15 protein-coding genes are annotated in these 19,234 nt (G+C 41.1%); 6 read left to right on the top strand and 9 right to left on the bottom strand.

What is annotated here, in order from left to right:
• Nucleotides 1–447 precede the first annotated feature (447 nt).
• Nucleotides 448–1,146, top strand: a complete 699-nt coding sequence (locus tag ACFE93_RS19260) for an aquaporin (protein ID WP_375475243.1) — start codon at nucleotides 448–450, stop codon at nucleotides 1,144–1,146.
• A 175-nt stretch (nucleotides 1,147–1,321) separates the two neighbouring features.
• Here the strand turns inward: ACFE93_RS19260 and ACFE93_RS19265 are convergent, their stop codons facing one another.
• The 7 genes from ACFE93_RS19265 to petN all read right to left on the bottom strand — a co-directional run bounded on the left by ACFE93_RS19265 (nucleotide 1,322) and on the right by petN (nucleotide 11,102).
• Nucleotides 1,322–1,744 (bottom strand): TerB family tellurite resistance protein, encoded by a 423-nt coding sequence (locus tag ACFE93_RS19265; protein ID WP_375475245.1) that lies wholly within the window; start codon nucleotides 1,742–1,744, stop codon nucleotides 1,322–1,324.
• A gap of 57 nt (nucleotides 1,745–1,801) precedes the next feature.
• The gene (locus ACFE93_RS19270; RefSeq protein WP_375475247.1) at nucleotides 1,802–3,289 is read right to left on the bottom strand and encodes a 16S rRNA (cytosine(967)-C(5))-methyltransferase; all 1,488 of its coding nucleotides are present in this window, start codon (nucleotides 3,287–3,289) and stop codon (nucleotides 1,802–1,804) included.
• A 180-nt stretch (nucleotides 3,290–3,469) separates the two neighbouring features.
• Nucleotides 3,470–4,921, bottom strand: a complete 1,452-nt coding sequence (locus ACFE93_RS19275; RefSeq protein WP_375475301.1) for a glycoside hydrolase 100 family protein — start codon at nucleotides 4,919–4,921, stop codon at nucleotides 3,470–3,472.
• 1,433 nt (nucleotides 4,922–6,354) lie between these two features.
• On the bottom strand, nucleotides 6,355–7,110 hold the full coding sequence (locus tag ACFE93_RS19280) for a hypothetical protein (RefSeq protein ID WP_375475249.1): 756 nt from the start codon (nucleotides 7,108–7,110) through the stop codon (nucleotides 6,355–6,357).
• 339 nt (nucleotides 7,111–7,449) lie between these two features.
• Nucleotides 7,450–10,590, bottom strand: coding sequence for a GAF domain-containing protein (locus ACFE93_RS19285; RefSeq protein ID WP_375475251.1), 3,141 nt, complete (start codon nucleotides 10,588–10,590; stop codon nucleotides 7,450–7,452).
• 253 nt (nucleotides 10,591–10,843) lie between these two features.
• Nucleotides 10,844–11,005: a hypothetical protein gene (locus tag ACFE93_RS19290; RefSeq protein ID WP_094350864.1), complete on the bottom strand. Its 162-nt coding sequence runs from the start codon at nucleotides 11,003–11,005 to the stop codon at nucleotides 10,844–10,846.
• Nucleotides 11,006–11,012: 7 nt separating this feature from the next.
• Complete coding sequence (petN, locus tag ACFE93_RS19295; RefSeq protein ID WP_012408302.1) at nucleotides 11,013–11,102, bottom strand: cytochrome b6-f complex subunit PetN; 90 nt, start codon at nucleotides 11,100–11,102, stop codon at nucleotides 11,013–11,015.
• A gap of 282 nt (nucleotides 11,103–11,384) precedes the next feature.
• Between petN and ACFE93_RS19300 the strand changes: the two genes are divergently transcribed.
• The 5 genes from ACFE93_RS19300 (at nucleotide 11,385) to ACFE93_RS19320 (ending at nucleotide 17,002) form a co-directional block, all read left to right on the top strand.
• Nucleotides 11,385–13,271 carry an ATP-binding protein gene (locus ACFE93_RS19300; RefSeq protein ID WP_375475253.1) on the top strand — a complete coding sequence of 629 codons (1,887 nt, stop codon included), beginning with the start codon at nucleotides 11,385–11,387 and terminating at the stop codon, nucleotides 13,269–13,271.
• A 30-nt stretch (nucleotides 13,272–13,301) separates the two neighbouring features.
• A complete protein-coding gene (locus tag ACFE93_RS19305) occupies nucleotides 13,302–14,564 on the top strand; it encodes a sensor histidine kinase (protein ID WP_375475255.1) in 1,263 nt (420 codons plus the stop codon).
• A gap of 125 nt (nucleotides 14,565–14,689) precedes the next feature.
• Nucleotides 14,690–15,124: a hypothetical protein gene (locus ACFE93_RS19310; RefSeq protein ID WP_375475303.1), complete on the top strand. Its 435-nt coding sequence runs from the start codon at nucleotides 14,690–14,692 to the stop codon at nucleotides 15,122–15,124.
• A gap of 182 nt (nucleotides 15,125–15,306) precedes the next feature.
• Nucleotides 15,307–15,864, top strand: coding sequence for an exonuclease domain-containing protein (locus ACFE93_RS19315; protein ID WP_375475257.1), 558 nt, complete (start codon nucleotides 15,307–15,309; stop codon nucleotides 15,862–15,864).
• A gap of 340 nt (nucleotides 15,865–16,204) precedes the next feature.
• Nucleotides 16,205–17,002, top strand: a complete 798-nt coding sequence (locus ACFE93_RS19320; RefSeq protein WP_375475259.1) for a superoxide dismutase — start codon at nucleotides 16,205–16,207, stop codon at nucleotides 17,000–17,002.
• A 37-nt stretch (nucleotides 17,003–17,039) separates the two neighbouring features.
• On the opposite strand, the gene ACFE93_RS19325 is transcribed toward ACFE93_RS19320, so the two are convergent.
• Together ACFE93_RS19325 and ACFE93_RS19330 are read right to left on the bottom strand one after the other, a co-directional pair.
• Nucleotides 17,040–17,759: an ABC transporter ATP-binding protein gene (locus ACFE93_RS19325; RefSeq protein ID WP_375475261.1), complete on the bottom strand. Its 720-nt coding sequence runs from the start codon at nucleotides 17,757–17,759 to the stop codon at nucleotides 17,040–17,042.
• Nucleotides 17,760–17,787: 28 nt separating this feature from the next.
• A complete protein-coding gene (locus tag ACFE93_RS19330) occupies nucleotides 17,788–19,002 on the bottom strand; it encodes an ABC transporter permease (RefSeq protein WP_375475305.1) in 1,215 nt (404 codons plus the stop codon).
• Nucleotides 19,003–19,234: the final 232 nt, after the last annotated feature.

The following is a 19,234-nucleotide window of genomic DNA, read 5'->3' on the forward strand; positions in this document are numbered from 1 at the left end:
TTGTTAATGCGTTGGCTTGGATTGTTAATGCCTCCCGATGCAATACCGTTCGGTTAAGGAATTTATTCGTTGAGGTAAGCTGTTCTTGAACTGGGGTAGAAGAGAAGCAGGAGAAAAAACTAATTGTCTATCAACTCTTTCCTTCCTTACCTCAAGAGCCTCAAGAGCTTATCCAAACCGTATTGGGAGCCAACCAACAGGATGTTGCTACGTTTTATACTGAATAATCCAGAACGAGTATTTATCTTAGTGTGATTCGGCTAATGTGTACAAGTATCAATCACCTCTAGTAGTTCACCACGCTCTCCATTGACGGGTGTAGATTGAATAAAGGGTAAAGGTTAAAGGGAAAGGCAAAGAGACAAGATACATGTATCCTTTTTCCCGTTCCTCTACCCCGCCAAGGCAACTTGGCGAACTACTAGCCAGTTGTGGCATTTCTGATGAATGAATCGTTACTCTTTAGCAAAACGATGTTTGGCGGAAGCTCTAGGTACAGCTTGGTTAGTTCTGATGGGCGTAGGTACTGCGGTTATCTCTGGTACAATACCTTGGGTTGGAGTTACTGGAGTGGCGATCGCTTTTGGTTTAAGTTTGTTGACTGCTGCTTATACTTTTGGTTCGATCAGCGGTTGTCACATCAACCCCGCAGTTACAATTGGTTTTTGGGTAGCCAAGCAGTTTTCTTCTAAAGACGTTTTGCCATATATCGGGAGTCAAATTCTCGGCGGAATTTGGGGGAGTACTATCCTGTTTTTGATTTGTATGGGCAAGCCGGGGTTTACAACAGCTAACTTTGGTTCTAATGGGGTAGGAATTCACTCCCCTGGTAACTATAGCTGGTGGGCTTGTGCATTAGCCGAATTCATTGTTACCTGTGGCTTTGTGCTGCTGATCTTGAGCGTTACATCTTCTCCCGTTTTCAAACGGTCTGCACCCATCCCCATCGGTTTAGGGCTGATCTTGGCGCATCTTATTCTCATTCCTGTGACAAATGCTAGCGTCAATCCCGTGCGATCGCTAGCTACAGCTATCTTTACTCGCGGTTGGGCATTGGCTGACCTTTGGATTTTCATCGTGTTCCCAATTTTCGGTGGAGTTTTGGCGGGTATAATCGCCCGATCGCTCCAAGAACCAGACATCTAATACGAATCACAGGCGCATTCTCACTTAACAACTTCAGGAATGTGAATGCGTTTCCCTTTTCGGTAAATAGCTATAAAAATCACCTAAAGACGTGCGGACGTTTTCGGGGAGATGAGGATGAAGAGAGGCGGTGAAAGAATTCCCCGCTTCCTCTTCATCAACTTATAACTCCATGTTAGTTTTGCACTTCAACCCAACGGCGGTAAAGCTTTTGAATTTGTTTGAGAAGCGCAGTGTGAGCTGGTTGAGTTGACTCATTCGGCTTCGCCATATCCTGCAATTGCGTCAGGAGTTTGGCTTCTTCGACAGCAACTTCACCATCGCTATAAATTAAGCCACTGATGGCTTCAATCAGATTTTCACAATCTTCAAGACTGGGGCGATCGCCTAAATATTCCCGCACCCAGTCGTAGCATTCTTTTGGCTGTACAGGAACTAATTCGTACAGCCAAGGCTTAATTTCTGGGTCGTTAGCTAAACCTTTAGCTTGAGCTATTTCGCGGAGATATTGCCGTTCTTCTGGCTGGATTCTGCCATCGATCCAGGCTGCTCCAATCAGGATTTTAACTAAATTTTTCACATTGTCAGGGGGAACCATTGCTGCCTCCTCTGGTAGATTCAGGCCTCTACCAAATCGTACAATCTCAAACAGTATTCACTCGGAATTATTGTTTTTTCTTAAGCGCACCATAAAAAAACCATCCATATCCTGTCGATGGGGCCAAAGTTTAAACCAACCTTGAGGTGTACTATCGGTAGAATCAGGTAACTCAACGCCACTAGGAGACTCAATTTGCCAATCAGGTGACTCAGCTAAAAACGCCGAAATTACTTCTTCATTTTCTGCTGGATGCAATGTACAGGTGGCATAAACTAATACACCACCAGGTTTGACAAAAGTTGATGTATGTCTTATTAATTCTCGTTGCAGCACCGAAAGTTCTCGGACAGATGCTGGTGTTTGTCGCCAACGCGCATCAGCATGACGGTGCATAGTTCCCAAACCAGAACATGGAGCATCGAGTAATACCCGATCTGCGGTGTTTTGAAATTGATTGAGGTGGCGACTGTCACCAGTACAAATTTGAATAGATTGTAAATTTAGCCGTTGAGAATTTTCTTGGAGTTTGCGAAGACGAGAAGGAGTGCGATCGCAAGCCCAAATTTTCCCTCGATCTGCCATTAACTCAGCGATGTGGGTTGTTTTTCCCCCTGGCGCTGCACAGGCATCAATTACTACCTCACCTGGTTGGGGGTCGAGCAAATGACCTACCAATTGAGCGCTGCTATCTTGTACAGTCCACCAACCTTCTTTAAAACCCGGTAGTTTTTGAATCGATCCAGTGTTACCAATAAATCGTAAAGCTTGGGGTAAATGAGGAATCCGTCTTACCAAAACACCAGCAGATTGCAAAGCCGCCTCAACTTCCTCAATTGAAGTGCGAAGTGGGTTGATGCGTAAGTCAATTGTTGGTGATTGGTTCATCCATTCACACAGTTTTTCTGTATCAGTCAAACCCAGTTGTTCTAACCAAACTTGAACAATCCAGTCAGGAAAACTGTGTAAAATGCCCAAGCGTTCCACCTGACTTTTCACATCATTTGGAAAAGTTAACGCGAAACCTAACCCCCCAGCCCCCTTCCCTACTAGGGAAGGGGGAGAATTCAAAGCCTCTTCCCTTTTAGGGGAGAGGTTTGGAGAGAGGTTTTCCAGATCCGGTGATTCTGGAAGTTGTAACGGATCACCCTTTATCTTCTCTGCAAGGCGGATGTATTGTCGTAATAGACCGTTAACAAAACCTGTGAGTCCAGAAAAACCGTTTTCTTTAGCTAGTTGGACTGTGGTATTAACAGCAGCTGAAGCGGGAATACGCTGTTGATAACGCAGTTGGTAAAAGCCCAGATGTAAGATGGTGCGGAGGTCTTGTGGTTGTTGATGAGATTTCTTTTTAGCAAGTTGATCGATGAGAGTATCGAGGGTGCGTTGCCTTCTGACGCTCCCATAAACCAATTCTGTCACTAAGCGGCGATCGCTATCAGGCAAACTGACTTTTTGCAACACTCTATCTAGGGCAACATCAGCGTAAGCCCCCTTATGAACATCTCGCAGGGCAATAAAAGCTAGTTGACGGGAGTTTGTCATGGAAACTTGATTCAGGAGTCAGAAAGCTTTTGTATTCTAACTCCCAACTCTTTACTAATTCGTAATTCGTAATTGTCGAGTTTAATTCCCCTTTGTTTATAGGTGGTTTTGTTCCAATCCAGGTCTAAATCCTCATTTTGAACTATCTTTAATTACGAATTACGAATTAGAAATTACGAATTATTGCATATATGGGTCTACACTGGCAATTTCAAACTCACACGCTCTAGAAACCTGTTCTGCTGGTAGTTTTCCAAAGCTGATTAATGGTAAATAAGTGTGGTTTGCCATCAGTTCTTTTGCTAATAAGAACCCAGTAATTGTCCAAGTTTGATATTTCCGAGCTTGTTTCCCAATCAGTCGCCCTTTTTTACCATCGTAATACTCTGGCCATTCATCTGTACTAAGGCGTCCTTGAGCAGTTTCAATCGCCTTTTGTGCAAGATTTGTTCTATTAGTTTTTACAGCCGCCGCCGCCAACATCCACATTAAAACTGGCCAACTACCAGCATTATGATACGACCAAGGTATATTTTTGGGGTCACATCCAGTCACAATTCTGTATTCTTCATGTTCCAAAGCTGGGAAACAAATTTTCATTGGCATATCCCCCACCAAATCATCCCATCGTTCCTCAATGAGAGTCATAATCGCTTGTGACTGTTCTTCGGTGGCTAAGTCGGAAATGATTGCCATTAAATTTCCGAGTGAAAAGAAACGAGTATCTAGCTGCGATGGCCCAACATTACCTGCTAAATAACCACCTTTTTTTGGTAGCCACTTATCTAATTCATAATAGGGAACAGAATCTACATATATGTTGAACAGATTAACAGCAGCCTTGCCATATTCTTCACTTTTGAAGCGATAAATTGCATTCAGGCGATTAATATCTATCCAATAATGCTGGCGAATATGAGCGCATAAAAGAGGCAAACGGTTATCAATGGCTTCAACAATATCGGAATTACCTTGACAAATTAGCAGTTCGCGAGATGCACGCAATGCCGTGTAAAAGAGGACTTGCAATTCTAGAGGATGCCCATAAATGCCCATACGACGGTCAATCATACAAGCGCCATCTGGAACCAACAGCGTTGGGTACATATCAAAACGATTCGCCAAGCAGATATCCATGATTAACCTGATACCATTTTGGAATTCAGGTTGATAGGCGAGAGAAAAATCTTCTGTAGCGATTACATAAGCACGTAACAAAATAATCCACCATAAACAAGAATCTACAGGTGTAACTCTTGCGATCGCATGTTCGCCAAAGTCTGCTTCTAAATATTCTTGCCCATTGTCTGATACCACTTTAAAGCTAGCTGGTATTAATCCTCGTCCTGGCTTATAGGCATCTAATGCCTTTTCTTTAGGCTGTAACTTTAAGGTTTCTTCTAAGAAATTACGAACAATATCGGTTCTACCTTTGATCAGAAAAATTAGAGCAGAAGAAACAAAATCTCGGACAAAGCACTGATCGTAATTGAGCGCTTCTACAGACGCATCATAAGCGGCTACTGTCCCAACAGGGCGACCTTGATAATAGAGAATTGATTTTTCTAGTGCTAGCCATGCTTCTTCAACTTCTTCTAAATTCTCAGTAGTTTCCAATTCGTTTAGGTGCATTGCCAGAATAACTCCATAAGGATTGTGAATTTGTGCTAAAGGTGTCTTCATTTATTACTTTTGCTATTCTCAGCATAACAGAAACGATTCTTTGAATAGCAAAGATAATGGGGTAAAAACAATCAATTAACTAACAATAAGCTTGCTGACATTTATGCAACTTTATTGTTAGTTAATTGCTTGCCATATATTACTATTTTGGTGAATTATAGTTGTTCTCCACCGCAATTAGTAAGATAATTCCTCAAAACAGTCACATAAGATATATTTTTAGATTATTTCTTGTTCCGTTGTCTGTTCATAATCTTTGCTTTACCAAACAAAAACATATCTTCAGTGCTGTTTAGGAGTTGTGTGAAGTTAAAACTGGTTGCAGTGTATTTACTTGAGCAGGATTAGTTTTTGACACTAATTAAGTCAGATTATTCCCCTATTATCTAATAATTTATAACGTTTTTTCAGAATATGCAAGATTAATTTTCAAAATTCTTAATCTGTCAATACTCCTCAAGGGTTAATATCTTACCCTGCTGACAGATGAAACAGGGCGTTTATGGGAGTATAGCTAAAAATAATCAAGAGTGCTGGGTCGAAAGACCGCCCACAAGGGACAGGACATGTACAAAGTACATAAGTACTGAGTATTACAAAGTGATGTTTACGACTGTTCTCCCAAAGCAGCCTTAAACCAGAGCTATTTCATTTTTCTGCTCCATCAACTTCTAAAAAGAAGCCATGCTCTCCCTGCGTGGATAGTTTCTTATACATACTCGCCAAAAAAACTGTCTTGCCAGATCCAGATGGGTTTAGCATAATTACTGTGTAAGTATTCAATACTCTCTCCAATTAAATAAGTACTTGTTATTTTGTGACAAGATTATCTAGAAGCATTATTATATCTGCTAAATCCAGATACTATTGTCAGCCATCAACAATTTTGGATCGCGCAAGTTCAAAAAACATCAATAATTATCTTTAGCTAAAAGGAGAATAAAGCATTATTAAAGCTTATCTGAGCAGAAAAAATTATTGCCTAAATAATTTATTTATGTATTGAATTTTATTTTATAAATCAAAAGCGATCGTTCTCTTGTTCCTCTGTGTTCTCTGTGCCTCTGTGGTTGGTTAAAAAGAGCGATCTCCTCTGTGCCCTCTGCGGTTCGTTAAAAAAAAGCGTAGGCAAAGCCCGCCGTTCGCGTAGCGTCTCGTAGAGAAGGCATCGCCTGCAAAATCTCCATTATGCGATCCGCCTCTTCTTGTTTGTGTCTTAATGTCTTTATGGTTCATTAATAAACAATCTGGTAACTGAGAAAAACCAGTTGTAAGATGCAAAAACGTAGTGATGTGATTATACAAAACACCCCACTCCACATTAGCCTCAGCCAAAATGAAATGAGGTGCTTTTATTATTGGTAATTAAACAGACTTTAAAATTAATCCAATGACTTGCCAGCTTTACTTAGAAGCTTACCCAATCTTTGAATTGGCCCCTTAAAGCCCCTTGGGGCTTCAGTTGCAGCTTGTTGAGTTTGTTCACCCAGTTTTGTCAGCACCTCGGCAAAGTCAGCACCTTTGGCAGTTTTGCGCTTCAAAAGTTGCTTAAGTTCTTTAAGTCCATTAGCAACTTCTTGGAGATTCTCGTTTTCAGACTTATGCAATAAGGTGTACCACGTATCAATTGCACCTTGCGCCGCCTCAGGTTCAATTTTAGTCAAGTCTCCTTCAAGGGTTTCTATTACTGATTCTATGTGTTCAATCTGTTCGCGGTCTTCCGCCTTACCTAGTGAAACACCTATATTGCGAAGTTGCTTACCCAACCTTTGTAACGGAGTTTTTAGTTCCTTATCAGTATCAGAAGCAACATTATCTGTTTGCTCACCAATTTCAGTTAGCACTTCACCAATTTCATGACCTGTGGCCTTACCACTTTTCACCAGTTGCTTGAGTTGCTTGAGGTTATCGGCAATTTCTTTGATTTCTGGCTCTTTAGCTTTGTGTAAATAAGTATACCACTCGTCGATTAAGCCAGTCGCAGTTTCGCTATCAAGAGCAGTCAAGTCTCCTTCTAGTGCAGAAACAAGTGAATCTAAATCCAAGTTATCAGCTTTATCAGCTTTTTTAGCTGCTGTGCTTTCTTTCTTGGTAGCAGTTTCCCCTTGTTTACTATTGGGTTTTTGTTGAGAACTCATGGTGTAATTTCCGTAACAAAATTAAATACGTGTACAGGTATCACTTTATAAAGACTCTACGGAATTGCCCTCATTCTTAGGTAAGACTTACGCACTATATAAATCTATAATTATGTATATTAATAGGAATCAAACTTTTCAGACCTTTAATGAAAGCCCAACAACAAGTAGTATTCACTTTTTCTGTAAGCTTTCCTACAGAGTAGCTGTTCTCGAAGCTGGGGCTGATTGTAGCATAGGTGTAAAAGTGCTAATAAATATTTCTACCTTTGAGCGAAATATAAAAAAATTATCGTCGTCTGACAGTGCTGTGTTGGGCTTGGAGTTCTTCTAGCTAACTCACAGTTTGCTCGGAATTTGGATACAGAACTCAGAGCCATTACCAGGTTCAGAAACATACTTGATCTGGCCGCCGTGTTTTTCTACAATAATTTGATAACTAATAGATAGACCTAAACCAGTGCCTTGACCAGGTTGTTTGGTGGTAAAGAAAGGTTCAAAAATGCGCGATCGCACAATCTCTGGAATCCCACAACCATTATCAGCAATCCAAATCAGAATAGTATTTTCTTCTATGATTTCTGTACGTATGCAAATTTTAGGATTATCAATTATTTTTCCACTAGTTAGTGAGTTTTCCAGTGCATCGATCGCATTGTTGAGAATATTCATAAACACCTGATTCATCTGGGCTGCATAGCAGACTACTGGGGGCAATTCACTATATTGTTTAACTACCTCAATAGCAAAAGAATTAGTTAGTGGTTGCAGTCGATGTTGTAAAATTAGCAAAGTACTATCGATGCCTTCATGAAGGTCAACGGGCTTCATTCCTGTTTCATCAAGTCGAGAAAAACTTCGTAACGACAAGACTAATTGAGAGATCCGCTCTGCCCCCATCTTCATTGAAGTCAGAATTTTAGGCAAGTCATCACTAATAAAATCTAAATCCACTGCTGCTGCTTGCTTTTGAATTTCTCCTGTTGCTTTAGGATACTGTTTCTGATAAAGGCGCAGTAATTTCAATAAATTTTCGGTATGTTCAGTAACATAAGTGATGTTGCCATAAATGAAACTAATCGGGTTATTAATTTCATGTGCGACACCAGCAACTAACTGTCCTAAGCCTGCCATTTTCTCACTTTGAATTAACTGGCTCTGAGTGTGCTGTAATTCTTTAAGAGTCTGGGTCAGCTCTTCTTTTTGACATTGAGTTTGTTCGAGTAATTCCGCTTGCTGAAGTCCTACCCCTAACTGAGTACCAATCTGCATCAGCAAATCTACCTCATCTTCTTGCCAATCACGGGGTTTAATATTTTGATAAGCTGCTAGTAATCCCCAAAGTTTCTCACCCTGAAAAATCGGCACAATCATATATGCCCTAGCCTCCATTCGTTCAATTAAGGCAACATAAGCAATAGAATCATCTGTACTGTAAATATCCTTAATGACCAGAGTTTTACCATTAGCAAAGTCTCCTACTTGGTTTTTTTGCAAGTAATCATCTGCGTAGGCGTAGCCCGTTGTAGACATTGCAGGTACAATTTTCTTTACTGGTGTCCAACCTTGGGCTAAAGACTCAGCAACAAATTCGCCACTCCAATCAGCTCGGAATCGATAGATTGTCACTCGGTCAACTTCTAATAACCGTCGGACTTCTTCTGTACTAGTAGCAAAAATGGTGTCAATATCAAGAGAGTGGCGGATTTTCTCTACGGTTGCAGCCAGCGCCTTCTCCCTTTCGGCTGCTTTCCGTTCTCGTTCGGCGGCTTGAGCCAGTTTTTGGGCTTGCACCTGCATCTGTGTCAAAGATTCAGCTTGCTGTAATGCTACTCCCAATTGAACGCCAACCTGTGCCAGCAAGTTGATTTCTTCATCTTGCCAATAACGAGGCTGGGAGTTTTGATAAGCTACTAACAATCCCCACAGTTTTTCACCCTGAGAAATTGGTACAAAAACTTCATTACGTGCATATTTACCTGCTTGTTTTCCTTGCACAAGTACGCGTTCTGTCAGTGACTGCGGTTTAACCATTGGTGTCCAGCCATCAACGATGGAATCAGCCACAAATTCCCCACTCCAATCAGGATAGAAGCGATAAATTGCGACTCGTTCCACTTCTAATAGCCGACGAACTTCTTGAGTAGTGGTTTTAAATATGGCTTCAATTTCAAGAGACTGACGAATTTTTTCTACTGTATGCGCTAATGCCCTTTGCCTTTCAGCAGCTTTACTGATATCTGCTGCTTGGATTTGCATTTGTTGGATAAATTCCGCTTGCTGCAAAGCCACACCTAGTTGGGTGCCCACTTGAGTAAGCAAGTAAACCTCATCTTTTTGCCAATCACGACCTTCAGCATTTTGGTACGCTGCTAGCATACCCCAGAGCTTTTGACCGTGGTAAATGGCAACGATCGCATAAGCTCTTGCTTGATATATCTCTAAAATTTTAATGTAGCAGTCACTAAAGCCTGAATTGTAAATATCATTACAAATTCGATACACTTCACACTGAGTGAAGTTACCACCCTCTGTATCTTGTAAGTAGGTATCAGCGACTGGGGGGTTAGCTAAATCTCTAGCGCTACATTCGCTGACGTTCTCTTTCAATTCTGGTCGTTGCGATTGTCTCTCTATCAGGGAAACCCAACCCTCTGCCACTGATTCAAACACGAATTCACCACTCCAATCGGGATTGAAGCGATAAATAGCCACGCGATCGGCATTTAGTAGCTGCCTAAGTTCTGCGGTGGTTGTGTGAAAAATACTTTCCAAATCGAGGGACTGACGAATTTTTTCAATAGTGATAGCTACGGTTTTCTGCCATAGGGCTGCTTTTTCTCTGGCTTTTGCTTGTGCTAGTTCTGCTGATTGTAGTTTGACTTGTTCCAGGAAATCTGCTTGCTGTAAAGCAACTCCTAGATGTTCGGCGATTAATTGCACAAACTCAATTTCTGATGCTTCCCATTGTCGAGGACTACCACACTGATGAATACACAACAATCCCCATAAATCTTTACCTTTGATCAACGGGGCAGTTATATTGGCACGTACTTGGAATTTTTCCAGAATCTGGACGTGACAATCACTGACACTAGCTTGATATATATCAGCCATTGATTTAATCCGACCTTGCTGATACAATTCTGCAAACTCCGCAGCAAAGCAGTGGTCGCTCAGTTTAGCTGCTAGTGCCGAACCCCATTCTGCTCCCACATCTTCATAGATAAATTCTCCTTCCCATCCCAATTCGGGATAAAAACGAAACACGCCAACCCGATCGCTTTTCAGAAGTTGGCGGACTTCAGTGACTGTAATTTTGAAGATAGTTTCTATGTCTAAAGACTCCCGAATCCGGGCAATAACTCTAGATAAGGCTTTTTGTTGCTCATTCTGACGCAAGGAAAATGTCACGTCTGAATAAGATTCTTGCGGTTCTGAATTTGGTTGTATGGGTTGAGTAGTAGAGGAGTTTTCCATTCCCAGTGGAACTTTAAATATTGAAAGTCTTCTATTTCATGATTCCCGTTGCGATCGCAAAGGTAACAGTTATTTCCTGGAAATGTCATAGGACTTACGCACAGGTTACGCAAAATCAAACCGCAGAGAACGCAGAGAACACAGAGGAATAAGAGTTAGAGAGGTTTTTTGCGTAAGTCCTATGTCATAAAAAACAGTGTAGGGACACGATAATATCGCGTCCCTACAAAAAGATTTTTCAATCACAAGAAAATTATCGCCGCTTGGGAGTGGCGCTGCGGGTGGTGCGTTTTTCTTCATCTCGGCGACGGCGATCGCGCCAATCTGCCAGGGTTAAATAACCAATACCACCAGTGACTACTACGAGCAGCACTACAGCAAATAAAGCCAAAATACTTAAGAATGGACTTTCCACAATACCTCTACAGTCCGTTACGTCCCCACACTACCATTGCAATTGACCAAGTAAACACAACTAACAACGATACCCAACCTAGTGTCAAAATCTCCATAGTCCCACTTTTAAAATAATTACAAAAGGTTTCTAATACTTATCATACAGGGATTGGGCAGGCTGAGATGTTTTTATCAATGACATTGTAAGTTTTGCGTGCGATGTCTACGATGGGCTACGCCTATGCAAAAAAGACACCAAACAAATTTTCTTGATACGCAAGTATTTTAAGCAACGAGAAAGACGAATGTAAAAAAGTAGCGATCGCGCTTTCTGACTTGATACTTTGGGAATACTAGGGCTATGGATATATACTTCCAATCCAGCAACCCTTAATATCATGCCGACATTTTTCAACTATCCTTTCCACTCCAACGGTTTTGTTCCCCACGGACATTGTTATCTCTGGCAAACTGGATTAGTTTCGCTCCACATTATTTCTGATGCCACGATCGCTCTAGCCTATTATTCTATTCCCTTCCTATTGATTTATTTTATTTCCAAGCGTAAAGACGTTCCTTTCAATGGAGTCTTTTTGTTATTTGGTGCTTTTATCATTGCTTGCGGTACTGGACACTTAATGGATATTTGGACGCTTTGGCATCCAGACTATTGGATTGCAGGTGGTTTAAAAGCTCTAACTGCTATTATTTCGATATATACGGCATTTGTATTATTTTATCTCATGCCTCAAGCTTTGACACTACCTAGTCCAGCCCAGTTAGAACTTATCAATCAAGTGCTTTCAACTGAAATTGTCGAGCGTAAGCGCATCGAAAAAGAACTACGCCTTGCAGAAGAAGCCGCTCAAAACTCCAACCAAGCCAAGAGTGAATTTCTTGCCAATATGAGTCATGAACTACGCACACCTCTCAACGGCATCTTGGGCTATACACAAATTCTCCAACGCACAGAATCTTTGACTGAGAAAGGACGCAAAGGAGTCAGCATCATTTATCAATGTGGTTCTCATCTTTTAACCCTAATTAATGATGTCCTGGATCTCTCCAAAATAGAAGCCCGGAAACTAGAATTGTATCCTATTGATTTCTACTTGCCTGCCTTTATAGATAGCGTGACTGAAATTTGCCGCATTCGGGCAGAACAAAAGGTCATCGCATTTCATATTGAACTCGATCCTGATTTGCCAACGGGTATTCATGCTGATGAAAAACGCTTGCGGCAAGTATTGATTAACTTGCTTAGTAATGCGATTAAATTTACTCATCAAGGCAGTGTCACCTTCAAAGTTCAGGTGATTGGTCAAGAATCAAACGCCAATGGACAAACTAACTACAAAATTCGCTTTCAGGTAGTAGATACCGGCACGGGTATAACCTCTGAACAAGCCGAGAAAATCTTCCAGCCCTTTGAGCAAGTAGGAAATCAAAAACGACAATCTGAAGGTACAGGCTTGGGATTAGCAATCAGCCAAAAAATTGTTTTGTTAATGGGTGGTCAAATTCAGGTGCAAAGTACCTTACGCAAAGGTAGTACTTTTTGGTTTGAGGCAGAATTCCCAGAATCTAAAGATTGGGCAAAAGTTTCTAGAGTGGTTGAGCAGGGAACTATTATTGGTTATCAAGGACAAAGGCGCACCATTTTGATTGCGGATGACAAATGGGAAAACCGATCGGTAATTGTAAATTTACTAGAGCCTGTTGGGTTTACTGTTGTAGAAGCTAGTCAGGGTCAGGAAGCATGGGAACAGGCTCTAATCTACAAACCAGACATGATTATCACTGACCTCGTGATGCCTATTTTGACTGGATTTGAGTTGATCGACCGTTTGCGTCAACCTGGGCCATTTAAAGAAATTGCTGTCATCGCTTCGTCAGCTAGCGTGTTTGCAATCGACCAGCACAAAAGTATTGATGTCGGTGCAGATGCATTTTTACCAAAGCCTGTAGAAGCTGAGACGCTACTGGAAATGCTACGACAATTTTTGCATCTAGAATGGATTTTTGATGTTAAGGTAGACGCAATTAAAAAAACCTATACAGGTGGTTTGGATCAACAAAATGAGATGGTTTATCCTGCCAAAGAGGTTTTACAAGAGTTACTCGAACTGACAGAAGACGGCGATATTCAAAAAATCTTGGAACTGGCTGAGGAACTTTCTGCATCCGATCAGGAGTTAAGCGTTTTTACCCAGCAAATCGTCCAACTTGCTAGTAATTTCCAACTTAAACGTTTGGAAACTTTTATTCAACAATGCATCGATTAATTGGAGTTAAAATTCAGTTTTAAATTCATCATGAGTAAAATTCAAAATAACGGATTTATTTTGATTGTGGATGATAATCCGACAAATTTATCTGTCGTGTGTGAAGCGCTCAATAGTGAGGGTTTTCGTTTCCGGGTTGCAGTCGATGGAGAAAGTGCGATCGCTCAAGCCGAACGCAATCAACCAGAGTTGATTTTGCTGGATGTACAAATGCCCGGTATTGATGGATTTGAAACTTGTCGCCGACTCAAAGCTAATCCTGTTACCCAAAACATTCCGATTATTTTCACCACTGCCTTAGCGGATACGGAAAGCAAAACGAAAGGATTTTCCCTTGGTGCAGTAGACTATATCCCGAAACCGTTTGCCCAAGAAGAAGTTATTGCCAGAGTGCGCGTACATTTACAACTCAAACAATTGACTGAATCTTTGGAACAACAAGTCAGCGATCGCACCAAAGCTTTGCAAAAAGCCCAAGTCCAACTAGTGCAGCAAGAGAAACTATCAACACTCGGAGAGCTAATCGCTGGTATTGGCCATGAAATCAATAACCCGATCAACTTTATTTCTAGTAATATTCCACCCTTGCAAGAACACATTGCAGGATTAACCAAGTTGTTCCTACTATATGAACAAGAGTATCCAAACCCAACAGCCAAAATTACCAATGCCATTGAAGACTTGGATCTGAACTTTGTTCTCGAAGATATAGTAAAAATCTTAAACTCACTCCAGCTAGGAAGTGAACGAATTAGAAACCTTTCTAATTCACTCCGCAACTTCTGTCGCTCAGACAGGGATGCCAAAATATCTGCTGATTTACACCAAGGACTAGATAGTACACTAATGATTTTGCAACACCGCCTCAATGCTAATGGCGATCGCCCTCGCATTGAAGTTATTAAAAGTTATGGAGAATTACCACAGGTTCGCTGCTATCTAGGGGAAATGAATCAAGTATTTATGAACATTCTGGCAAATGCAGTTGATGCCCTTGATGAAGCTATTATAGAAGGCAAAATGAACAATCTAATTCCTCAAATTAAAATTGCCACAGAAATAAATTCTGAACAATTGGTTATAATTCGGATTGCTGATAATGGGATTGGTATTCCTGAACGGCTTAAAAAACGCTTGTTTGAGCCGTTGTTTACTACAAAAACCGTTGATAAAGGTACTGGACTTGGCTTGTCGATCGCATATCAAATAGTTGTAGAGAAACACAAAGGCATTTTAGACGTGAATTCTCAACCTGGTGTCGGAACCGAGTTCATCATCAAAATTCCTACATAAGAACAATATTTAATTGATTAAAAAACTGCTCTAGCATTTATCATATTGGAAACTGAGAAAGAATTTTCCCAATACCCAATACCTAATTTATATATAGAGTGAACCCAACTTTAGATCCTCAATTAATGGCAGAACGCATAGAATCCCTCAAGGCTGGAATAATTGGGGGATTATCTATGTGTTTTAGCTTCGCGATCGCTAGTCTGTTGAATACTTTAGTATTAGCAAAGTATTTTCAGACACTTGTATGTCTGCAAAGTGATGTTAACTGGCGCTTGTGGGTAAGTGGTGCAATTGCAACTTTTACTGGTTTCCTATTTGGTGTCACCTACCGCTATATCATCCGCTCCGATCGAAATCCTCAACTCAAAGCTGGTGGCGTGTTAGCCTTTGGCTTGGTGCGCGGATTAACTCAGATAGAATTTGGGTGGAATTCTCACAGCACAATTTGGCCTTTTTTGGTGTTAGCGGCAGAAAGTTTGTTATGGTTTGCGCTAGCTGCGATCGCTCTTGATATCGCTATTCAATTGCGTTGGGTTAAACCTTTTTCATCAATCTAAATTCCTGTGGTTTTACAGCTACCTGTAAGCCTCTACAGAAGTTTGTGGTTCAAATAAATGAAAAAAGCAAAGCTGCTGTAAAGATCACGGTTTTGTAGTATGATTAATACAAAATTCCTACAGAAATCTGTAAATTTTAACTAATCGTATAAAGAATTACCAGTATCAATCCTCAATCTAATATGAATACTAAAATATCCCACTATTATCTGATAGTCGATTTGGAAGCCACGTGCTGTAACAGTAAAACTATTCCCCGTCACGAAATGGAAATAATCGAAATCGGTGCTGTGATGCTCAATCGAACAACGTGGGAAATTGATTCAGAGTTTCAGCAATTCATCCAACCTGTGAGACATCCGCAACTGACAGGTTTTTGCACCGAATTGACTAGCATTCGGCAGCTAGATGTTGACGAAGCACCAAAATTTTTAGAAGCGATTTCTCGTTTTAAAGAATGGATTAATTTATTTCCCAACTATATTTTTTGTTCTTGGGGTAACTACGACAAAAAGCAATTTATTCAAGATTGCGCGTTTCATAATTTTCCCTATCCTTTTACTTCAGAACATATAAATATCAAAGAGGAATTTTCAGAATATCTTGGCGTATCTAAAAAATTTGGTATGGCACAGGCTCTCAATGAGTTGGGGATAGAATTAAAAGGTACACATCATCGTGGCATTGATGATGCCCGCAACATTGCAGCTATTTACAGACAGATGAAAAACAAAAATTAAGCTAAATAATAGAAAAGTTGTAGTAGCATAGCCCAGCTTAAATAATGGATAAAATCTAGCTATTATGGTGTAAACAAGATGTTTGCACGGGCAGAATAAACGCCCATAGCACAATAAAAATTAAGAGTTTGATTAATAATTATTATTCTTAGCCAAAGAGATTTTTTGGTTACATGGTTTGAATTATAGGTTTAGAAAATAAAGTTTTAGCTATATCTATCTTTGTTTGAATTAACTGACAACTAAGGTAATATATATAATATTTGGCTTAATGTAACTGCAAAATAACAGTCTACGATCGGGTTATAAGCCAATAATATTGATTTTGAGGCTACAATTTATGATCGGATTTTGGCGAAAAAAAATAGTTGTTTTCTTCACAACAATTTTGTTGACAATTCTGCTAATTTATCACAAACCAGTACTAATAGCTGAGGCACAATTTTTTACACCAACACCTACTAGACCGTTTACCACTGTAGCTTCTCCTAATAAGTCATTAAGTGCTTCTCCCGCACAGCTACCACCATTGCCTTATGCTTTTGGGGCACTAGGAAAAGCTATTGATGCTGAAACGATGAAATTGCATCATGATGCACACCATGCTAGCTACGTCAAGAACTTAAATGATGCATTGAAGCAGTATCCAGATTTGCAAAAAAGAAGTGTTGAAGGTTTGCTAGTGGATTTGAACAGCGTACCTGAAGGTATTCGGACAAAGGTACGCAATAATGCAGGTGGTCATCTTAACCATACGATTTTTTGGCAACTGATGAGTCCTCAAGGTGGTGGACAACCATCAGGCGCGATCGCTCAAGAAATTAACCAAACTTTTGGCAGCTTTGATGCCTTTAAAAAACAGTTTAATGCAGCAGGTGCAGGTCGTTTCGGTAGTGGTTGGGTTTGGTTAGTACGCAATCCTCAAAAGCAACTCCAGATTGTTACTACAGCAAATCAGGATAACCCAATTATGGAGGGTTCATATCCGATTATGGGTAACGATCTATGGGAACACGCTTATTACCTGAAATATCGCAACCGTCGAGCTGAGTATTTGGATAATTGGTGGAATGTGGTGAATTGGCCGCAGATTAACAGGCGATACCTTTCCTTCTCTCCGGGACGCTCCCCGAACTGAACGCTACGCAAAGGGCTGGTAAACTAGCCTATTTTCATCAGGTTTTGCTATGCACATTATCCAGTCTGGTTTGTAGCTTTTTTGTTACCCCTTCAGCTAAACCATCTTTAACATGAACGATCCGGTTAGTTTGATCAGCTACATCCGGTTCATGGGTAACAATGACAATCGTGATGCCTTGACTGTTTAACTCAGTCAACAAATTCATCACTTCCTGAGAGGTTTCACTGTCTAACGCTCCAGTGGGTTCATCTGCTAGAACAAGTGCAGGGCGGTTGACGAGGGCACGGGCGATCGCTACTCGCTGTTGCTGTCCACCAGACATCTGGCTGGGACGGTTTAACATTCTCTCTGCCAAGCCAACACGAGTTAAAGCTGACTCTGCGCGTTTTCTACGTTCCGATTTAGGAACACCTGCATAGACCATTGGTAGCATCACGTTTTCTAAAGCGGTAGAACGAGCCAGCAAATTAAACTGCTGAAACACAAAACCGATCCGGCGATTGCGGATATATGCCAACTCATCATCGGTTAGCGTAGTCAGATTTCTGCCTTCTAAAACATAATGTCCAGATGTGGGGCGATCGAGGCAACCGATGATGTTCATCAGCGTAGATTTTCCCGAACCAGACATCCCCATAATAGAAACGTATTCGCCTTCCTCAATAGACAAGTCAATACCCTTGAGTATCGGAACCTCGACTTCCCCAAGACGATATGTTTTCTGAATTTCTTCCATCCAAATCATCGTTGCCATATTAGTAATTCTCTACTTCAAGAATGTTTTAATCACTTCTGAGCGCCGCGATCGGGTCAAGACTGGCAGCATTGCGAGCCGGAATTACGCCAGCCACTAACCCAATTACAAACGTTAAACCAAAGCCGAACAGTATTGACCAGAGCGAAATCACCAAGGGAAATTTAAACAAATTTGAAGCGGCAAAGGCGATCGCAATTCCCAGTCCAATACCAATTACCCCTCCAATTACCGCAATCACAACTGCCTCGGCTAAAAACTGGCTCAAAATTGCAGTGCTAGTCGCTCCAATCGCTTTGCGAATCCCGATTTCCCGCGTTCGTTCCACCACTGACACAAGCATGATATTGGCAATCCCAATACCGCCAACAATTAAAGAAATTACCGCAACCGCCACTATCATTACGGTAAAAAGCTTAGATGTACTAGTCAGTGTGTTAATGATATCAGCCGAATTTACAGTCCGAAAATCATCTTTATCTCCTTTGTCTGGATAAATGCCATGTCTTACCCGCAAGAGATTCGTAGTTTGATACTGAGCAGCGTCTAGCTGTTCCTGGCTTTTGACTTTGACATAAATTCCTCTAATGGCAATTCCCTTAACGGCATTATTTCCTACTAGCCGAGCAGACATATTGGTAAGTGGGATATAAATTTGTTCATCCGGGTTTTGTGGCCCTTGCGCTCCCTTCGTCTCCATAACGCCAATCACATCATAGGTTTGTCCAGAGATGCGGATTTGTGCGCCTTCTGCAATACTTCCTGACCCCAGCAGTTCATCGCGTGCAGTGGGACCTAAAACTGCCAAAGGTTTTGCCGCCTTGATTTCTTCCTCAGTAAAAAACCTGCCTGTTTGAGGATGGGTGTTGCGTACATCTGGATAATTGACATCAGTTCCAATAATGGTCATCGAGTCGTTGTTTTCGCCATAGACGACTTGGGCAGACTGTTGCAGAATAGCCGATACCCGATCAACCCCTAAAACCTGTTGCGCGATCGCCTCAGCATCTTCTAAAGTCAATGTTGTAGCACTCCCAGCGCCCTGTTGCACCGCGCCACTTCTAGATGCACCCGCTTGCACTTGCAAAATGTCGGTTCCAAGTGATTGTAGTTGTTGCTCGGTTGCTTTTTGAGTGCCTTGACCAATGGCGGTGACAGCGATCACTGCCATAATGCCAATGATAATACCCAGCATTGTTAGCGCAGTGCGGAGTTTATTACTCCACAATGTCTCGAACGCCATTGTCAAAATTTCAACGGCTGATACCGAAGAACTGCGGATTAGAGTAGATGCCTGTTTAACCAGTGGTTTGCGATTGCGTGATTTGATCATTGCTAAACTTTGCTTGTGATACTAAATTTAAGTACAGCAATTTATTAATTCGTAGCTAATTAAATTTGGTCATACTCTGCAATGCCATTTATCGGACGCTTTGTTAATGCGTTGGCTTGCGTTGTTAATGCGTTGGCTTGCG

The sequence above is a fragment of the uncultured Nostoc sp. genome (assembly GCF_964247315.1).
GTDB lineage: Bacteria > Cyanobacteriota > Cyanobacteriia > Cyanobacteriales > Nostocaceae > Nostoc.

What these genes read in the sequence shown, in the direction of transcription:
- ACFE93_RS19260 (WP_375475243.1), top strand. Translation starts at nt 448, where the DNA reads ATGAATCGTTACTCTTTAGCAAAACGATGTTTGGCGGAAGCTCTAGGT.
- ACFE93_RS19265 (WP_375475245.1), bottom strand. Translation starts at nt 1,744, where the DNA reads ATGGTTCCCCCTGACAATGTGAAAAATTTAGTTAAAATCCTGATTGGA.
- ACFE93_RS19270 (WP_375475247.1), bottom strand. Translation starts at nt 3,289, where the DNA reads ATGACAAACTCCCGTCAACTAGCTTTTATTGCCCTGCGAGATGTTCAT.
- ACFE93_RS19275 (WP_375475301.1), bottom strand. Translation starts at nt 4,921, where the DNA reads ATGCACCTAAACGAATTGGAAACTACTGAGAATTTAGAAGAAGTTGAA.
- ACFE93_RS19280 (WP_375475249.1), bottom strand. Translation starts at nt 7,110, where the DNA reads ATGAGTTCTCAACAAAAACCCAATAGTAAACAAGGGGAAACTGCTACC.
- ACFE93_RS19285 (WP_375475251.1), bottom strand. Translation starts at nt 10,590, where the DNA reads ATGGAAAACTCCTCTACTACTCAACCCATACAACCAAATTCAGAACCG.
- petN (WP_012408302.1), bottom strand. Translation starts at nt 11,102, where the DNA reads ATGGAGATTTTGACACTAGGTTGGGTATCGTTGTTAGTTGTGTTTACT.
- ACFE93_RS19300 (WP_375475253.1), top strand. Translation starts at nt 11,385, where the DNA reads ATGCCGACATTTTTCAACTATCCTTTCCACTCCAACGGTTTTGTTCCC.
- ACFE93_RS19305 (WP_375475255.1), top strand. Translation starts at nt 13,302, where the DNA reads ATGAGTAAAATTCAAAATAACGGATTTATTTTGATTGTGGATGATAAT.
- ACFE93_RS19310 (WP_375475303.1), top strand. Translation starts at nt 14,690, where the DNA reads ATGGCAGAACGCATAGAATCCCTCAAGGCTGGAATAATTGGGGGATTA.
- ACFE93_RS19315 (WP_375475257.1), top strand. Translation starts at nt 15,307, where the DNA reads ATGAATACTAAAATATCCCACTATTATCTGATAGTCGATTTGGAAGCC.
- ACFE93_RS19320 (WP_375475259.1), top strand. Translation starts at nt 16,205, where the DNA reads ATGATCGGATTTTGGCGAAAAAAAATAGTTGTTTTCTTCACAACAATT.
- ACFE93_RS19325 (WP_375475261.1), bottom strand. Translation starts at nt 17,759, where the DNA reads ATGGCAACGATGATTTGGATGGAAGAAATTCAGAAAACATATCGTCTT.
- ACFE93_RS19330 (WP_375475305.1), bottom strand. Translation starts at nt 19,002, where the DNA reads ATGGCGTTCGAGACATTGTGGAGTAATAAACTCCGCACTGCGCTAACA.